Origin of the sequence: Comamonas sp. C11 (genome assembly GCF_024496285.1) — a bacterium.
Classification (GTDB): domain Bacteria; phylum Pseudomonadota; class Gammaproteobacteria; order Burkholderiales; family Burkholderiaceae_C; genus Comamonas; species Comamonas testosteroni_F.
This window is the reverse complement of record NZ_CP101743.1, coordinates 5019320-5036870: the sequence shown is the minus strand read 5'-3', so window position 1 is coordinate 5036870 and position 17551 is coordinate 5019320. Positions and strand designations below refer to the sequence as shown.

General features: G+C 64.2%; 16 protein-coding genes and 1 other RNA gene. 8 read left to right on the top strand and 9 right to left on the bottom strand.

The window, feature by feature from the left end:
• Positions 1–105: 105 nt before the first annotated feature.
• A complete protein-coding gene (gene cysK / locus NOX35_RS23235; protein ID WP_182284602.1) occupies positions 106–1026 on the bottom strand; it encodes a cysteine synthase A in 921 nt (306 codons plus the stop codon).
• Positions 1027–1182: 156 nt separating this feature from the next.
• Here cysK and NOX35_RS23230 point away from each other — a divergent pair, with 156 nt between their 5' ends.
• Positions 1183–2124 (top strand): LysR family transcriptional regulator, encoded by a 942-nt coding sequence (locus NOX35_RS23230; protein WP_034373201.1) that lies wholly within the window; start codon positions 1183–1185, stop codon positions 2122–2124.
• Between the two features lie 175 nt (positions 2125–2299).
• Here NOX35_RS23230 and NOX35_RS23225 read toward each other — a convergent pair whose 3' ends face one another.
• From NOX35_RS23225 to NOX35_RS23215, 3 genes are all read right to left on the bottom strand, one after another.
• A complete protein-coding gene (locus NOX35_RS23225; RefSeq protein WP_256494869.1) occupies positions 2300–3664 on the bottom strand; it encodes an amidase in 1365 nt (454 codons plus the stop codon).
• Between the two features lie 14 nt (positions 3665–3678).
• The gene (locus NOX35_RS23220) at positions 3679–4356 is read right to left on the bottom strand and encodes a DUF2848 domain-containing protein (protein ID WP_256494868.1); all 678 of its coding nucleotides are present in this window, start codon (positions 4354–4356) and stop codon (positions 3679–3681) included.
• A 74-nt stretch (positions 4357–4430) separates the two neighbouring features.
• Positions 4431–5750 carry an MFS transporter gene (locus NOX35_RS23215; protein WP_256494867.1) on the bottom strand — a complete coding sequence of 440 codons (1320 nt, stop codon included), beginning with the start codon at positions 5748–5750 and terminating at the stop codon, positions 4431–4433.
• Positions 5751–6131: 381 nt separating this feature from the next.
• Between NOX35_RS23215 and NOX35_RS23210 the strand changes: the two genes are divergently transcribed.
• The gene (locus NOX35_RS23210) at positions 6132–6329 is read left to right on the top strand and encodes a hypothetical protein (protein ID WP_003081175.1); all 198 of its coding nucleotides are present in this window, start codon (positions 6132–6134) and stop codon (positions 6327–6329) included.
• Here the strand turns inward: NOX35_RS23210 and NOX35_RS23205 are convergent.
• Positions 6313–7227: a DMT family transporter gene (locus NOX35_RS23205; RefSeq protein WP_256494865.1), complete on the bottom strand. Its 915-nt coding sequence runs from the start codon at positions 7225–7227 to the stop codon at positions 6313–6315. The genes NOX35_RS23210 and NOX35_RS23205 overlap by 17 nt on opposite strands.
• 91 nt (positions 7228–7318) lie before the next feature.
• Between NOX35_RS23205 and NOX35_RS23200 the strand changes: the two genes are divergently transcribed.
• Positions 7319–8143 (top strand): helix-turn-helix domain-containing protein, encoded by an 825-nt coding sequence (locus NOX35_RS23200; protein WP_256494864.1) that lies wholly within the window; start codon positions 7319–7321, stop codon positions 8141–8143.
• A gap of 21 nt (positions 8144–8164) precedes the next feature.
• An RNA gene (gene rnpB / locus NOX35_RS23195) (RNase P RNA component class A) lies at positions 8165–8525 on the top strand.
• A gap of 42 nt (positions 8526–8567) precedes the next feature.
• Here the strand turns inward: rnpB and NOX35_RS23190 are convergent.
• Together NOX35_RS23190 and NOX35_RS23185 are read right to left on the bottom strand one after the other, a co-directional pair.
• Positions 8568–8696, bottom strand: coding sequence for a hypothetical protein (locus NOX35_RS23190; RefSeq protein ID WP_371878505.1), 129 nt, complete (start codon positions 8694–8696; stop codon positions 8568–8570).
• A gap of 4 nt (positions 8697–8700) precedes the next feature.
• Positions 8701–9429 (bottom strand): Crp/Fnr family transcriptional regulator, encoded by a 729-nt coding sequence (locus NOX35_RS23185; protein WP_182284596.1) that lies wholly within the window; start codon positions 9427–9429, stop codon positions 8701–8703.
• A gap of 70 nt (positions 9430–9499) precedes the next feature.
• Between NOX35_RS23185 and NOX35_RS23180 the strand changes: the two genes are divergently transcribed.
• From NOX35_RS23180 to NOX35_RS23170, 3 genes are read left to right on the top strand one after another with little or no spacing between them, the layout of a single operon-like run.
• Positions 9500–11692: a TonB-dependent receptor gene (locus NOX35_RS23180; protein ID WP_256494863.1), complete on the top strand. Its 2193-nt coding sequence runs from the start codon at positions 9500–9502 to the stop codon at positions 11690–11692.
• Positions 11692–12951, top strand: a complete 1260-nt coding sequence (locus NOX35_RS23175) for an MFS transporter (RefSeq protein WP_256494862.1) — start codon at positions 11692–11694, stop codon at positions 12949–12951. Before NOX35_RS23180 ends, NOX35_RS23175 begins: the two co-directional genes overlap by 1 nt.
• Positions 12948–14060 carry a siderophore-interacting protein gene (locus tag NOX35_RS23170; protein WP_256494861.1) on the top strand — a complete coding sequence of 371 codons (1113 nt, stop codon included), beginning with the start codon at positions 12948–12950 and terminating at the stop codon, positions 14058–14060. The genes NOX35_RS23175 and NOX35_RS23170 overlap by 4 nt, the downstream gene beginning before the upstream one ends.
• A gap of 13 nt (positions 14061–14073) precedes the next feature.
• Here the strand turns inward: NOX35_RS23170 and NOX35_RS23165 are convergent, their stop codons facing one another.
• Complete coding sequence (locus NOX35_RS23165) at positions 14074–14841, bottom strand: pseudouridine synthase (RefSeq protein WP_256494859.1); 768 nt, start codon at positions 14839–14841, stop codon at positions 14074–14076.
• Positions 14842–14907: 66 nt separating this feature from the next.
• Positions 14908–16602 carry an MBL fold metallo-hydrolase gene (locus tag NOX35_RS23160; protein ID WP_256494858.1) on the bottom strand — a complete coding sequence of 565 codons (1695 nt, stop codon included), beginning with the start codon at positions 16600–16602 and terminating at the stop codon, positions 14908–14910.
• A 159-nt stretch (positions 16603–16761) separates the two neighbouring features.
• Between NOX35_RS23160 and NOX35_RS23155 the strand changes: the two genes are divergently transcribed.
• Complete coding sequence (locus NOX35_RS23155; protein WP_182284590.1) at positions 16762–17544, top strand: crotonase/enoyl-CoA hydratase family protein; 783 nt, start codon at positions 16762–16764, stop codon at positions 17542–17544.
• The last annotated feature ends 7 nt before the right edge of the window (positions 17545–17551 follow it).

Below are 17551 nucleotides of genomic sequence, written 5' to 3'. Positions count from 1 at the left end.
CTTGAAATTGATAGCTTCTGGCGCTTGTACCTAAAGGGCTGGAGATCGATTTGAATGAAAAAACGCCGCAAACAAGCGGCGTTTTTTCATGGCTGAGGGTTGCGATCAGGCGTTGGGCAGAAAGCCTTCCACAGACAGGTAGCGCTCACCCGTGTCGTAGGCAAAGCCCAGCACCCTGGCGCTGGCCGGCAGCTCGGGCAGCTTCTGGGCAATGGCGGCCAGCGTGGCGCCCGAGGAGATGCCGACCAGCAGGCCTTCCTCGCGAGCGGCACGGCGCGCGTATTCGCGTGCGGGCTCGGCCTCCACCTGGATCACGCCGTCGAGCAGGCTGACGTCCAGATTCTTGGGCACGAAACCGGCGCCAATACCCTGGATGGGGTGGGGCGCGGGTTGACCGCCCGAGATCACGGGCGAGGCAGCGGGCTCCACCGCATAGACCTTGAGGTTGGGAAACCTGGCCTTGAGCACCTTGGCCACGCCGGACAGGTGACCGCCTGTGCCCACGCCGGTGATGAAGGCGTCGATGCCGTCGGGGAAGTCGCGCAGGATTTCCTGGGCCGTGGTGGCCTCATGCACGGCCACGTTGGCGGGGTTTTCGAACTGCTGGGGAATCCAGGAGCCGGGCGTCTGGGCGGCCAGTTCCTGGGCGCGGGCGATGGCGCCCTTCATGCCTTTTTCCTTGGGCGTCAGGTCAAAGGATGCGCCATAGGCCAGCATCAGGCGGCGGCGCTCGATGCTCATGCTCTCGGGCATGACCAGGATCAGCTTGTAGCCCTTGACGGCCGCGACCAGGGCCAGGCCCACGCCGGTGTTGCCGCTGGTGGGCTCGATGATGACGCCACCGGGCTTGAGCGCGCCGGATTTCTCGGCGTCTTCCACCATGGACAGCGCAATACGATCCTTGATGGAGCCGCCGGGGTTGCTGCGCTCGGACTTGATCCAGACGTTGGTATTGCTGCCGAACAGACGGTTGATGTGAATGACGGGCGTATCGCCAATCGTTTGCAGAATGTTGTCAGCTCTCATCGGACCTCCGCGAATAAGGGATGGTGGGACAGTGGATCGCAGCGCAGGCGGTCTGCGCAGACACAGAGCATTGTGCACGCAAGCGTTCTGCGAATGGGCTATATCGATATGACCCGAAAAGTGGGCAAGGCCGCAGGCGGTGATTAACATCGGCCCATGAATCTACGGTTTCTGGAAACCTTTGTGCTGCTGGCCGAGCTGCGCAACTTCCGCATGACGGCCGAGCGGCTGTTCACCACACAGGCCGCCGTCTCCAGCCGCATCGCCACGCTGGAGCAGGAGTTCGGCGTGCGCCTGTTCGACCGCGGCGTGCGCGAGGTCACGCTCACGGCCGACGGCGCCAAGGCCCTGGTGCATGCCGAGCGCATGCTCAGGCTGATGCGCGAGATGCGCGAGGACATGCTGGACAAGCAGGCCTATGCGGGCGTGATCCGCATCGGCGCCATCGAATCCATCGTGCACAGCTGGTTCCCCGACTTTCTCGCGCTGCTGCAGCAGCGCTATCCGCGGCTGCAGGTGGAGATTGCCTGCGACACCACCATCCATATGTCGGAGCAATTGCTCAAGGGCCAGCTCGATGTCTCGCTGCAGGCCAAGCCCGTGTCCGGCGCTGCCATTGCCAATCTGTCGCTGGGCGAGTTCGCCATGGCCTGGGTGGGCAGCCCCAAGCTGGGCATAGGCGACGAGACCCTGAGCCTGGCCGAGCTGGCGGCTTTTCCCATCATGAGCTTTGCGCGCGGCTCCGAGCCGTATGCGGTCATCGAGCAGCTGTTCAGCGCCGAGGGCAACGCCTCGCCGCACATGAACTGCATTGCCTCGGTGGCGACCATGATCCGTGTGGTCTGCGACGGCCTGGGCGTGGCGGCCGTGCCGCCGGCCATCATCCAGCGCGAGCTGGCCGAGCAGCGCCTGCGCCTGCTGCGCGTGGATCGCGAGTTCCCCTCGCTGCCGCTGGTGGCCTGCTGGCGCAACGATCACCAGAACCCGCTGGCCGAAACCGTGGTGCGCGCCGCCGAAGAGGTGGCCACGGCGTTTGCGCTGAACCATGGCCAGGCCGTGGCGCGGCTGCCGGGTACCCGTCTGGCAGGGGATGCATAAAGCGCAGGAGCAGGCACAGATGGTGCGGGCGCCAATGCCTGCCGTGCATTGGGGTGGGCTTCAATACTGAATAAAAAAGGAGCTGCTAGCGCCTGATACCTATCGATTTCAGGGTGTTTTCTATCTGAAATCGATTGCAGTCAAGCGCTTGCAGCTCCTGTTTTTTGCTCCGCAATCAGGCCCGGGCCAGCAAGTCCTCTACGGCCAGTGCCACCGACAGCAGGCGCTGGTCCTGACCGGCCAGGCCGGCCAGGCTCAGGCCCACGGGCGCTTCGCCCGCGCGGTGGCAGGGCAGGGAGATCGCGCAGCCGTCGAGGAAGTTGATCAGCGTGGGATTGCGCAGCATCAGTCCGTTGGCCGCGAAATAGGCTTCGTCGCTGGCCTCAAGCTCGGCAATCTTCGGCGCGACCACGGGCACCGTGGGCATGAGCATCAGGTCGTGATCGGCCATCTGCGTCTGGACCCGGGCAATCCACTGCTGACGGAGCGTCAGCAGCTCGATGTAGTCGGCCGCGCTGATGTCCTTGCCGCGCAGAATGCGTGTGCCCACGCGCGGATCGTATTCGGCCAGGCGGCCGGCATCGTCGATGTGGCTGCGGTGCCAGGCCCAGGCCTCGGCGGCGGTGAAGCCGCCCTTGGCATTGATCTGCGCAAGCTCGGAAAAGGGCTGCACCACGGCCTCGGTGATCTGCGCGCCGGCCGCGTACAGCAGCGACAGCGCACGCTGCCAGGCCGCGGCCACGGCGCTGTCCATGCCGTCCAGCACCACATTCGTGGGCGCCAGCAGGCGCAGGCCCTGCAGCGAGGCCGCGCGTAGCTCACCATGCGATTGGCCCGACAGCACCGCGTCCAGCGCGGCGCAGCAGCGCACGCTGGGCGCCAGCGGTCCGATGGAGTCGAGGTTGGCAGACAGCGGCAGCACGCCCTGCATGGGCACGCGGCGCGCCGTCGGCTTGAAGCCGGTCATGCCGCACAGCGCCGAGGGAATACGCACCGAGCCGCCGGTGTCCGAGCCGATGGCCGCCAGCGCCATGCCATCGGTCACCGAGATGGCCGCGCCCGAGGACGAGCCGCCGGGAATGCGGCCGCCGTCGATATCACGCTGCCAGGGATTGCGCGGCGTGCCGTAGTGCGGATTCAGCCCCAGGCCCGAGTAGGCGAACTCGGTCATATTGGTCGTGCCCACGATGACCGCGCCCGCGCGGCGCAGACGCTGCACGACTTCGGCCGTCTGCGTGGCGGGTGCGGCATCGGCCAGCAGCCTGGAGCCCCCCAGCGTGGGGTGGCCCGCGATGTCGAACAGATCCTTGACAGAGATCGGCAGGCCTTCCAGGGGCGAGCGTGTCAGGCCGGCTGCGCGCAGCACATCGCTGGCGCGGGCTTCGGCCAGGGCCTGCTCGCGCAGCACGCGTGTGAACACGCGCGGGCCTTCGCCTTGCGCGGCGCGCTCCAGGGCCTGCCCGGTCAGTTGCACGGCGCTGGTCTGGCCTTGGGCCAGGCGCTCGGAGATCTGGTCCAGGCGGGGAGAGACTGAAGTCATGGGTAGCTCCGTGTTCAGGCGACGATGTCCAACAGCTCGCTGCGGTAGCGGTGGCGGATGCTGCGCTGGCTGCGCGGATCGTACAGCTCCATGGCGAACTGCGTGGCAGGGCGTATGCCGCCGATGGCGGCCATGGTGCCGCAGGTCATGCCGCTGCCTTCGGGCAGCTGGCTCTGGCCGCCGGTGTAGCCTGCGATCAGGTCCTGGGGCGTGCGCAGGCTGGCCAGCGTGCCTTCCTGGTACAGCACTTCGCGGCCGTCCTCCACGATCCACGAGCGCAGGACCAGCTCATCCCAGTGGCCGGCCACATCGGCAAAGCGCCAGGCCTGTGTGGCCACGGGCTTGATGCAGGCCTGCTTGGAAAAGGCCACGCTATAGGCTTCGAGCTTGCGGTCGGTGTGGTCCGAGGCCAGGCTCACGAACATCTCGCCGTTATGGCTGAAGACGAAGACCTCGGCCTCGCCCGAGGAGTCCGGGCCCAGCACCTGTAGCAGGCTGCTCTGGCTCAGCTGGTTGCTGGCGATGCGGTAGTACAGAGGCACGGCGCTGGGGCGCGGAATGCCGAGCGCGGCCAGCTCCTCGATATGGTGCTCGATGGCCGCATGGTCGCGGCCGGCCCAGCCGGCGACGATGAGGGTGTCGAAGATGGGGGCCAGGGTCTGGCCTTCTGGGGTGGTGAATTGCAGTTGCATGGCGGAAAGCTCAAAAAGGGGAAGGCGGGGCCGTGGGCCCCGCATGGCGGCGCTGCGCAGGCAGCGTCAGGAGGTCACTGCTTCTTGACGAAGAGCACGACCAGGAAGGCGGCGAGGAACTCCAGCGCGGCCACGAAGTACAGCCCCGAGGACAGTGAGCCGGTGCTGGTCTTGAGCGCGCCAATCATGTAGGGCGCCACAAAGCCGGCCAGGTTGCCGATGGAGTTGATGAGGGCGATGCCGCCTGCGGCCGCCGTGCCGGCCAGAAAGGCCGAGGGAATGGACCAGAACACGGGGAAGGCGGCGAGGATGCCGACGGAGGCCAGCGTCAGCGCGCACAGGGCCAGCAGGGCGTTGTGCAGGAACATGCCTGTCAGGATCAGGCCTGCGGCGGCGATCAGTGCGGGGATGGCGCTGTGCATGCGGCGCTCGCCGGTCTTGTCCGAATGCATGCCGTTCCAGACCATGGCCAGCGTGCCGGCGAGAAAGGGAATGGCCGAGATCAGACCGATCTGCAGATTGTTCTGGATGCCGATCTCCTTGATGATGGACGGCGACCAGAAGGCGATCGTGGCATTGCCGCTGACGATGCAGAAGTACACGGCGGCGCACAGCCAGACACGGTAGTTGCGGCAGGCGTCGACGAAGGAATGCTGCTTGTGGCCCTGCTGGCTTTCCTGGGCCACGGCGGCGGTGACGGCGCGCTGCTCGGCGGTGCTCAGCCACTTGGCGTTCTCGGGCTTCTCGGGCAGCCAGGCCAGCACGAAGAAGCCTGCGATCACCGAGGGGATGCCTTCAAGGATGAACAGCCATTGCCAGTTGGCCAGATGGCCCACGTCCTGCATGCCGTTCATGATGGCGCCCGCGATCGGGCCGCCCACGGCGCCGGCGATGGCGAACGAGGTCATGAACAAGCCATTGATGCGGGCCCGGTGACGGGCCGGGAACCAGTAGGTCAGATACAGCACCACGCCGGGGAAGAAGCCGGCCTCGACCACGCCCAGGATGAAGCGCAGCACATAGAACATGGTGGGCGTGGTCACATAGGCCATGGCCATGGAGGCCGCGCCCCAGAGGATGGTGATGCGCGCCAGCGTCTTGCGTGCGCCGATCTTCTCCAGCAGCAGGTTGCTGGGCACTTCGAACAGGAAGTAGCCGATGAAGAAGATACCGGCGCCCAGGCCGTAGACGGCCTCGCTGAACTGCAGGTCCTGCAGCATCTGCAGCTTGGCGAAGCCGACGTTGACGCGGTCTATCCAGGCCAGGACAAAGAGAAAGACCAGAAAGGGGATCAGGCGCCAGGTGATCTTGCGGTAGGTGGCGTCCATGTCGGGGTGCACGTGCGCACCGGCATGGCCGGCAAGAGGGTGGGTGGCGGAAGCCGGGCTGCTCATGGGGAGTCTCCTGTATGCGAAAGTGCAGCGGGCACATGGAGCGCTTTTGCTGGCGCTCCTGTGTGTCTTGGAACATGGGGATGCGGCGCGGGCCGGTGTTCCTGTGGCGGCAGTATCGAAAGGCAGCGAGGGGCTGTCCAACAAGAAATTCTGAGCGGCCCTGAATGCAAATTCTTATGAGCAGAGGTGGTGCGGGCTGTGCACCGGCATGAGGCAGGCGTGCACCGATAAAACGCGGGGAAACCCTAGGTTCTATGCGCACCCTATCGCGCTGCCGGGCCGCTCAAAGCTCCGGTCTGCGCCTGCTGTCAGGGATTGGGGATTGATTCACATCAAGCCTGGGGGCGATGGTGTTTCCCCTGGGGCCTGCAATCGGGAACAATGGAACGAAGTCTGTTTGAGGGAGGACTGTTCTTGCTCACGTTCAACACAATTCTGATGCTGCTGGGGGCCTGCTGCGTGGGCCTGCTGGTCGGTTTTTCCTGGCGCGAGCAGCGCTGGGGCCCCTGGGTCATGCTGGTGTTCGTGGTGAGTCTGCTGTCGCTGATGAGCTACGCGATTCTCAATCTGCTGCTTTAGCACTGCAGGCCAAGGCGGGCCGCGCGCGTAGCGGAGCCTTCCACAGCTCGGCCAGCAGCAGGCCGGCAATCGTCATGATGCCGCCCACGGCGTGGTAGGCTGCCAGGGGTTCGTCCAGGGCGAATGCAGCGATCAGGGCGGTGAAGACCGGGATCAGATTGAAGAACATGCTCGATCGCCCGGGCCCCAGCGTCTGCACCGCCTTCATCCACAGCAGCGGCGCGGCGATGGAGGCCATGATGCCGGCATAGCCCACCAGCGGCAGGTTGCTGGCGTCAAGCCCGGTCTTGGGCGAGAAGAGATAGAGCGGCAATTGGACGATCACGGCAACCAGCACCTGCAGATACAGCAGCTGCACCGTGGCCAGGCGCGGCATGGGCCAGCGCTTGAGCAGGATGTTGTAGACCGCATAGGCCAGCATGGCCAGGAACATCATGGCGTCGCCCAGGTTCAGGCCCTCGGAAGCCAGATGGCTGAGCCGGCCCGATGAAACCACCAGCGCGACTCCCAGGATCGCCAGCAATGAGCCCCAGATGCCGCCATGCGTGAGCGGCTGGCCCAGCATGAACACGGCCAGGGCCAGCACCAGCATGGGCGTGAGCGAGCCGATGATGCCCATATGCGTGGCCGTGGTGAAGTGGGCGGCGTAATAGGCCAGGCTTTGGTAGATGACCATGCCCAGCACGCCCAGTACGACGATTCTTGGCAGCAGGGGCTTGATGTCGGCGCGCTGGCGCCAGATCGAGGGCAGAACGAAGGGCGTGAACAGCACGGCGGCCACCAGCCAGCGGAAGAACCCGATCTCGGCCGCGCTGATGCTGTCTGCGGCCAGCTTGCTGACCACGGTGTTGACCGACCAGATCAGCACCGCGCCCAGTGGTAATAGGTATGCACCCATATGAAACTCCTTGAGGTGCTTATGATGCGCTTGACGTATTTGAAGCGCATTGCTGATTTCGGACATTTCATAACTCAAGCCGGACGAACCCATGCCTGCCTCAGCCCCGACTCCCGGCCCGGCCGCCAAGCGCCATGCCGTACAGATACTGGACACCGACAAAGTGCCTGGCAGCTATTACTTCCGCTATGACGAGTTCGGCGAACACAGCGAGGCTCCGCCGCACAGCCACCGCTGGGGACATCTGAACTATGCGGCCCACGGCAGTCTGAGCATGGACGTGCCCACGGGTCATATCCTGTGCCCGCCGCAGCACGGGGTGTGGATTCCGCCGGGTGTGGTGCACAGCTGCTATCTTCAGCATGCGGTGCAGTACCGCTCCGTCTACCTTGCCCCTGATCTGTGTGCGGACCTGCCGCAGACGGCGGGCTGCATGCGCCTTGGACCCATTGTCAAAGCCGTGCTGGCGGACTTCGGAGCCAGGGGCGTGCAGATCCCGGTGACGGACTCCGATCTGCGGCTGGCCCGGGTGGTGCATGACCAGTTGCGTGCCACGCCGCTGGAGCTGAGCTTTCTGCCCGTGGCCCGGCATCCCGCGCTGGTGCAGGTGCTGGATGCCATGCAGTCGCGCCCCGACGACCACCGTAGTCTGGCCGAATGGGCCGAAACCGTGCACATGACGGAACGAACCCTGGCCCGTCACTGCCAGCGTGAGTTGGGCATGAGTCTGGGTGAATGGCGCCAGCGCATGCGCTATCTGCAGGCGATCGACGCGCTGGAGGTCGGTCACACCGTGCAGCAGATTGCCTACGACCTGGGTTACAGCACGCCATCGGCCTTTATTGCCATGTTCCAGCGCGAATCAGGCCTGCCGCCAGAGCAGTTCAGGCGCGAGTTCTGTGCAAGTTCTTTCTGAACGCGGGATAATGCGCGCCGTGAAGTGCGCCAGACCGCCGCTGGTACTAGCCGAAAGGCCAACGCTTGCGTTGGGTCGAAAGACCGTACTGGAGGAACGTCCGGACTGCATAGGGCGGCGTAGCAGCTAACAGCTGTCCACCGTGAGGTGAGGATCAGAGCAACAGAGACGAGTCTGGCAGGAGTGCCGCAAGGCAGACCAACCAGGGTGAAACGGGCAATCTCTACGCGCAGCAATACCAAGTAGGCACACGTTGACGGGGCCCCCGGAGTGTGCGGGTAGGTAGCACCGAGCCATCAGGCGACTGATGGCCAAGATTAATGGCGGTCACATGGCGGGCAACCGTTGTGCACAGAATCCGGCTTATCGGCGCACTTCACACTTTCTTCCTAGGCCGGGCACAGCCCCGGCGAATCCCCTGCATTCACTCCACCATCAGCGCGAACAGCTGATGGCGGTGGTGGATATCGAGCCGCGCAAAGGCGCGGTTGCGACAGGTCTTGACCGGGGCAGCGCTCAGTCCGAGATCGGCCGCAATGCCGTCCTGGGTCATGCCGCTATGTCGCGTATCTTCGCAGCCCTTCTACATCCTTGAGCTGTACGCTTCGGTAACCTACGGTCAGCAGGTCCTGGCGTTCCAGCTCCAGCAGCGCTTCGTTGAAGCGCGAGCGCGAGACACGACAGAAGTCGGCCAGCTCGCTTTGTGTGATGTTGAGCTGACCTGCATCGGGGAACGGAAAGTTCATTGGCGTGATCAAGGCCCCCAGGCACTGGGCGACGCGGCTGGTGATGTGGCTGCATTGCTGAGCCGAGATAAGGCGCATGAGTTGGTGGTTGCGTTCCGCCATGAGCTCCAGCAGGAACTGGCTGAAGGCCGGGGATTCGAGGCGCAGACGGTGAAAGGCCGGAGCCGCCAGCGTCAGCATGGTCAGATCGTGCAGGGCCACGGCATCGCAATCCATGCGCGCGCCCTGGCGCAGCAGGCAGGCTTCGCCGAACCAGCTGCCGGCAAAGCCGCACAGCGTGATGGATCGCCCGTCCTCGTCCGGCATGCACAGTTTCACGGCACCGCGCCGCACCCCGACCCAGCCGCGTGGGGCGTCGTCGTTGCACCACAGGTAGTGGCCCGCAGGGACGTGACGCACGGTCAGTGCCGGGCGCACACATTCCTCGAACATCTGGTCGCTGACTGCATGCGACCAGATGCACTGCTGCCAGCCGGCAAGTGCCTGCTCTTTGCCTAGGAACGAGGGATTGATGGACATGGTGGCGGAGATTGTTCTCAAAAGAAAAGAATTCTCATTCTCGTTTGTTTATTCTTCTGGGGCTATTCGTGCATTCAATGTGGGTATCCAGATGAGAAAAATCGGGTTGTTGGAGGGAGTGGCCGTCGTGGTGACGGCTGTCGTGGCAGGGGGGGCGGCGGCGCAGACCGAGGTCGTGCTATCCGAGCAGCAGGTCAGCGCTTCGGCTGCCCCCCAGATCCGCAGCGAACTGGCCGCGAGCGTGCAGGTGATCGAGCATGCAGAGCTCCAGGCACAACTGGGCGCTGGCCGCAATCTGCAGGAGGCCCTGGGCCAGCTGGTCCCGGGTATAGACCTGGGAGGGCAGTCGCGCAGCAATTTTGGCCAGAACCTGCGCGGACGCACCATGCTGGTAATGATCGACGGTGTGTCACTCAACAGTTCGCGCGGCACGGCTCGGCAGTTGGATGCCGTGGATCCGTTCAACATCGAGCGCATCGAGGTGCTTGCCGGTGCCAGCGCCCTCTATGGCGGCGGAGCGACCGGCGGCGTCATCAACATCATCACGCGCAAGGCCTCGGATGCGCCCACGCGTTTCAGCAGCGAGCTGGGCGTGACCTCCGGGTTTCAGGGCAGCCGTGATCATCAGTACCGACTCGCTCAGTCCGTCGCGGGCGGCAATGACCGCGTTCAGGCCCGGCTGGGCATCGCGCTGCAGCAAAACGGCAGTTTCTATGACGGCAAGGGCGATCCGGTGCGTACCGACATCGCGCAGACCGATGCGCAAAATACGCGCATCGTGGATCTGATGGGTAACCTGCAGCTCAAGATCGATGCGCGGCAAAGCCTGAGCCTCGGCGCTCAGTACTACCGCAACAGGTTCGACGGTGGCTCCTATCTTTATGGGGGGCCGAATCTCGCGGGCATCTTCGGCGGCAGGCCCGGGCTGCTGGAGCAGCGCGGTGGCTTTGTCAGCGACGTGATGCCCCAGACAGAGCGTGCCATGTTCAACGCGGACTACCACGTAGAGCAGGTATTCGGCGGCCAGAATCTCTATATCCAGAGCTTCTGGCGCAAGGAGAAGATGGACTTTGCGCCGTTTCCCAGCTCCGTGGTCACCGCCTCGCACCAGAACACGGACAGCTGGGGCTTCAAGTCCGCACTGGCCAAATCCTGGGGGAATGTCAGCCTGCGCTACGGCCTGGACTGGGACCGCGAAACCTTCGACGGATCGGCGACCGTGTTCGATACAGGCCAAGTCATGGCCTCGGGAGGCATGGTGAACCGCGCCATAGGCAGCACGGGGCGCTATCCGGGTTATCGAGTCGATACGACGGCGCTGTTTGCCCAGGCTGAATGGAAGTTCAAGCCCGAGCTGACCCTCAGCGGCGGGCTGCGCTACCAGCACATGGGCCTGGAGGTGGGCGACTTCGTGGGCTTCAACCAGCAGCTCTTCCTGCTGCTGGGCCGTGGAACGACGGCCGATGTCATCCGCGGCGGCAAGAACAGCTACAAGGTCGGATTGTTTAACCTGGGGGCCACCTATGAGCTGAGCAAGGCCCACAGTACCTGGCTCAGCTACTCCGAAGGCTTCGAGCTTCCCGATCCTGCCAAGTACTACGGCCAGGGCAACTACACGCTCAATGGTTCGCGCTGGCAACTGGTCAGCGGCATCGATCCTGCCGGATCTCCGCTCAAGGGCATCAAGACACGCCAGCTCGAATGGGGCTGGAAGACGCATGGCGGTCCCCTGAAGCTGCAGGCGGCGCTGTTCTACGCATGGTCAGACCAGACGCTGCAGATCAACAATGCCAACAACAACGTGACCATCAAGGTGGCGGACGAAAGACGACGCAACTACGGCATCGAGGGCTCGCTGGACTACGCCATGGGTTCGCAGTGGAGTGCAGGCGGCAACTGGCTGTGGATACGCTCGCAGACGCGCCAGGGCGGGGAGTGGTCGCGGCAGAGCATCATGACGGCGAGCCCGTCCAAGCTCGGTACCTATGTGCAATGGGCGCCATCGCCGTGGAAGCTCAGACTGCAGGCGACGCACCAGTTCAGGCTCAAGGATGAGAGTGCACAGCGCATCAAGGGCTTCACCACCATGGACTTGCTGGGCAGCGTGAAGCTGTCGCTGGGCACGTTGAACTTCGGCATCCAGAACCTTCTGGACAGGCAGTACCTCACCACCTGGTCACAGCGCGCCATGGCGCTCTACGGCGTGGGAGCCGTCTCGCCGCAGGCCTTTGCCTTCCAGGGGCGCGGGCGCACCTTTACGCTGAACTACCGTGTGGAGTATTGATGCAGGAGTACCATGCCCGCCCGCGTGGGTTCTGGACCGTGCTCGTGGCTCTGTACATTGCTCAGGGAATCCCCGGCTATCTGCTGATCATGGCCGTGCCGGCTGCCTTGCGCGCGGCCGGCATGCCTTTGCAGCAGGTGGGCATGCTGTCGGTGCTGATGCTGCCGCTGGTCCTCAAATTCCTCTGGGCTCCCTTCGTGGACCGCTGGCAGCCCCTGGACTGGGGCCACAGGCGCAGTTGGATACTCTGCACCCAACTGGCCACGGCAGCCGGCGTCGTGCTGCTGGCGCTGTGTGGACCGCAGGTACCCATCGCCACCATTGTTGCCATCGGCATGTTGATCTCTCTGTCCGTGGCCACGCAGGACATCGCTACCGACGGCTATGCCACACAGCAACTGCGCGGCACCGAGCTGGGTCGTGGCAATGCCATACAGGCGGCTGCGGTGGCTGGCGGGGTGCTCATAGGCGGCTCCCTGTCTCTGGTGCTCATGGAGCGCCTGGGCTGGCAGCCGGCACTGCTGCTGATGGCTGCGTTGTGCTTGTTGCCGCTGCTGACGCTACCCTGGATGGCCGAGCCCGAGCCCGACCCCGAGCGCATGCCGGCGGCAGCAGCGCCCGGGCGAGCAAAGACCGGGCCCAGTCTGCGCAACTTCCTGCAGCGTCCCGGTATGCTGTCGGTGCTGGCGCTGGCCGTGGTCTTCCGGCTCAGCGAAGGCATGCAGCGCTCCATGGAAAGCAGCTATCTGCTGCACAACGAGCTGTCGCTGGGCCAGGTGGGGGTGCTTGGTGGCGCTGGGGCAGCCATTGCGGGTCTGGCCGGCAGCGCGCTGGCCGCACTGTGGCTGCGCTGGCGCAGCCGTGAGCAGGTGCTGCTGGCATTGAGCGGCATACGCACCCTGGTTTTTGCTCTGTTCCTGCTGCATTCGCTGCACTGGCTGGGTTCGGATCTGCCGCTGGTCGGGCTCACCGTGGCACTCAGCCTTTTGCGCTACATGGAAATGGTCGCGCTCTATGCCTTGTTCATGTCGGCGTCCAGCCATTCGCAGCCGGGCACGGACTTCACCATCCTGGCCTGTGCGGAGTTTCTGACCTATATGCTCAGCTCGATGGCGGGTGGTTTCATCGCAAAGCAGTTCGGCTTTTCGGGCCTGTTTGCCGTGACCAGCGCGCTGGCCGTTTTCAGCTGGCTGGCCGTGGCCAGGTTGTTGCTGAGCTACCGCTGCACCAGTGGCGGATCCGTGGAGGCTGCCGCATGACATTCGAAGCACACATTGCGTCCGCTCAGTTGCAGCTGCCCGATGCCGCCGCCTTTATCCGCTGGTTTGCCGCACATCTGGAGGATGAGGAGGTCCAGGTCCGGCACACCGAGCCACCAGGCTCGGTGCATTTGCAACTCGACCAGGTGGGCAGCCTGGAGCTGCGCCTTGCGGGGGGCTCGCGCATAGCCTGCGAATTGCAGGCCGTGGATGGGCGCATGGCGCAGCTGATGCAGCTGTCCCTGGGCGAGCACCTGCAGCAGTTTGCCGAGCAGCTGTGCATTCCCGCCGTGCAATGGTGTATTGCCTGGGAGAGTGACAGGGAGAGCGGGAGCGCGGGCGACAGTCCGAGCCTGAATGTCTGGCGCGTGCTTAGCAACCAGGTGCTGACGCCGCATATGCGGCGCCTGCGCTTGCAGGCCCAGGCGCAGAAGGGATTCGAGGATCTGGCTCCGGACGGCCTGCATGTGCGCTTGCTGCTGCCGACTCCGGGCGCTATGCCCCAGTGGCCGCCCATAGATGCTGACGGCCGCCTGCTCTGGCCACACGGAGCTCCCGGGCTGCCACGCCGCAGCTACACCATCCGGGCGCGGGACCCGCAGACGCGTGCCATCGATATCGACGTGCTGCTGCATGCGCGGGAGGGTGATGGGCCGCTGGCGCCCGGTGTGCGATGGGGTATGACGGCTGCGGCCGGCGATGAGGTCGGTGTCCTCAGCCCTTCGGGCGGCAGAGTGCCTCAGGCCGACCGGCTGATACTGCTGGCGGATGCCTGTGGCCTGCCTGCTGTGGCCCGCATTCTGGAAGACTCCCAGCCTGGCCGGCAGGCGTATGCCTGGTGCTGGGTCGACTCGCCGCAGGAGTGCGGGGCGCTGCCCGCGCAGTTGCAGCGGCATGTCACCTGGTTCTGCGCTGGCAGGCCGGGGGCATCGGAGGAGGGCATCGCGGCGGTGCTGGCCTGGCTGCAGCAGCAGGATTGGTCGCAGCCCCAAGGCACGCAGCTATGGGCTGCTGGCGGTCAGGCCATGGCCGTAGCCATACGGCAGTGGGTGCGCGGTCATGCCCCCGCAGCCAGCGTGCGCAGACTGGTGAGCAGTTATTGGCGCTAAGGCGCCAATCCGTTCAGAACCTTTCCCAGGGCATCAGATAGCGCCACTGACCCTCGGGCACCTTGGCCAGAGAGACGCGGCCAAGACGCAGCCGGCGCATGTTGACCACCGTCAGGCCGATGGCGGCGCACATCTTCTCGATCTCTTCGGGCGCAATGCCCTTGAGAGCGAAACGCAGATGGTTTTCGCTTTGCCAGCTCACATGGCAGGGGGGCATGCGGCGATGGCCATTGCCGCCAGGGATAGGTAAACCTTCGTACAGAATTTCCAGGCCATCTTCAATGATCCGGCCCTCCACGCCGACGATGATTTCCTGCTCCAGCCACATGCCTTCCTCGGCCAGCTTGCGTGCCACGCGCTTGTCCTGGGTGTAGACGATAAGGCCGCTGGCGGGCAGGGGAATCGTCAGAAACGACTCCAGATTCCTGAAGTGATGATCCAGCACCAGCTGGGGCATGGGTGTGTCCAGCTTGGCCTTGGTATCCTCGCTCAGCAGCGAATGCGCGCTGCGCACGCGGCCATAGGCCGGGCCCTGGGTCATGCCAGCAGGCTTGTTCATCAGGATGGTGACGGGCGGAATGGCTTCAGGCTTGGCATCCTTGCGCAGGATCACTACCTGATCGGGGTGCACGCGGGTTTCGGGCACCTGCACCACTTTGCCGTCCACCTGGACATTGCCCGCGACGATATGGAGCTCGGCTTCGCGGCGCGAGCATTGTTCTTGCTCCGCCACGCGTTTGGCCAGGCGGATGCTTTCTTGTTCAGGCAGGGATTCAGACATGACGAGAGCTTAATGCTCCGGCCATGTCCTAGTTGTCCACAGGTCTAGCGCGTCGGTTGCGGCGCGCTATCTGCCAAGGCAGAGCTTTTGAATGCGCTCCACATGCGCCAGCAGCGATTGCTGGGCCACGGGCCACAGCGCCTGCGGCGTGTCGGCGTAGGCAATCGCCACCCAGTCCTGAATGCTGCCGTCCGGCTTGGTGCGCATGGCCTGGTGCACCTTGGCCTCGCGTGCCAGGCGGTGGGCCTTGAGGCGGGTGATCTGATGACGCGCAAAGCCGAGCACATAGCCATGGGCGGGCAGGATGTAGCGAATGTCATGCTCCAGGCACATGGCATGCAGCCGGTCCAGCGAATCGAGGTAATCGATCATATTGCCGTCCGGCGGGCTGATGACGGTGGTGCTGCCATTGAGGATGTGATCGCCACTGAATAGCAGCGCGTCCTCCTCCAGCAGAAAGCACAGGTGGTTGGCTGCGTGGCCTGGTGTGAAGATGGCTTGCAGCGTATGCGTGATCTCGCCTTCTGCCCCTTTTCCGCTAAGCGTGATGCGCTCCCCGTCCTGTAGCGTCACCTCGGGTCTGAAGCGACTGTTGGTACGTGCCGTGGGCGCTGAAGGCAGGCCCATGATGGGCGGCCTGGCGTGGCCCGAGAGCAGGACCATGGCCTGCAGCGGCGCGGCACCCGGCGAGTGATCGGGGTGGGAATGGGTGCAGACGATGAAACGGATATCGCCGCCGGCGGCATCGTGCAGGCGCTGCAGATGCTCGGCATCGTTCGGTCCGGGGTCGATGGCGATATAGCCGGTATGTGCATCGCCGACCAGATAGCTGTTGGTGCCGGGGCCGGTCATCATTCCGGAGTTGGGGGCCGTCAGGCGCAGCAGGTTTTTGCGCAGCGGCACGGCTTTTTCAGGCTGCCAGTCCAGATGGTGAATGCCGTGGCCGTCGGGCAGCACCATTTCCAGCTCGCCATAGGCCATATCGGTTTCGATATGGCGTGTGTCTTTGCCTTTCAGGTGGCCGCCACGGGGGCAGGCCTGCCACAGCGGCTTCTCGTTGAGCAGGGCGTTGATCACGGCCTGGGTATCGGGCAGGTGAGCGATGCGCTGCAATGTACGCTGGGTGGGAAAGAGGATGAACAGCTTTTTCTCTTCAAAGCGCGCAATCGCATCCTGTGGAGAAATCCAGGTAGGCTCGAACTGCTCGCTTTCGTCGGCTACCGCCGTCTGCCCCTCGGGCATGCGGGCCACAAAGAACGGAACGTTAAAGCGCTTGGGCAGGTCCAGTGGTGCGGTCCAGTGCGCCAGATACCAGAGCTGGTCCACTGCCAGCGTCCAGCCACGCGCACTGCATTGCTCATACAGCGATGCCTTGCGGTCCAGTTGCTGAACTTGGGCAGGAGGAACGGGTTGGCCGGCCTGGTCATAGGCCAGCAGGATGCCCAACTCCTCAAAAGTCTCGCGAATGCCTGTCAGAGCCTGGGTAATGCGTTCGTCACCCGCCTCGGCGATCATGCCGGGGCGCACGCGCGCCAGTGCATGACTGGCTGGGGCTGCATCTTCATCTTCCTGACCGCCACCGGGGAAAACATAGGCATTGGCAAAAATGCCTTGATCGGCACGCCTTGTCATCAGTACTTCAAAACCATTGCCATCAGCGCAGTCGCGCAGCAACAAAAGCGTGGAAGCTTCGCGCACGGGAACTGGCGCGCGCTGGGGCTGAAGCAACTGGCTGGGGCGGGGCTGGCTGGGTGATGTCATGAGGTCACATTATGCGAAGTCGCCGCGTTCGTGAATATCACACCTGGACTAGTTGTGCGCTCAAGCTGCGCGAATCGGGGAAAGCACTGAGAGCAAACGGCCTGGGATGTCTTGCATTTAGTTATTTTAAATAACAATAATGATGCAAAAGGAATGGTTATGACTCATAAAGAAATTGCAGTTGAGTTTCGCGGCGAAGCCGGGCAGGTTGCCGTCATTCGTCTGATGCGTGCCGCCAAACGCAACGCCTTGTCCGATGGGCTGGTGCTGGGTCTGCGCGATGTGTTCATGAATCTGCCCGCCAGTGTGCGTGCGGCGGTGGTGGATGGCGATGGACCGCATTTCTGCGCCGGCCTGGATCTGAGCGAGCTCAGCGAGCGCGATGCGGCCCAGGGCGTTCTGCACTCGCGCATGTGGCATGAGGCGCTGCGTCAGGTGCAGTTTGGCGCGGTGCCCGTGGTCGCCGCCCTGCATGGCGCCGTGGTGGGCGGCGGCCTGGAACTGGCCAGCGCCTGTCATATCCGTGTGGCCGACAGCAGCACCTTCTATGCCTTGCCCGAAGGCTCGCGCGGCATTTTCGTCGGCGGCGGCGGCTCGGTGCGCATCCCGCGCCTGATCGGTGCGGCGCGCATGGCTGACATGATGTTCACGGGTCGTGTGTACAAGGCGGAAGAAGGCGAGCGCATCGGTCTGTCGCAATATCTGGTGCCCGAAGGGCATGCGCTGGACAAGGCCGTGGAACTGGCTTTGCGCATTGCCGAAAACGCCCCCATGACCAATTACGCCCTGATGCACGCGCTGCCCCGGATTGCCGATCAGCCCGCCGATCAGGGTCTGATGACCGAAGCGCTGATGGCCGCCGTGGCGCAGAGCGCGCCAGAAGCCAAGTTTCGTTTGCAGGAATTTCTGTCCGGGCGGGCTGCCAAGGTCAGCAAGGACTGAAAGCACT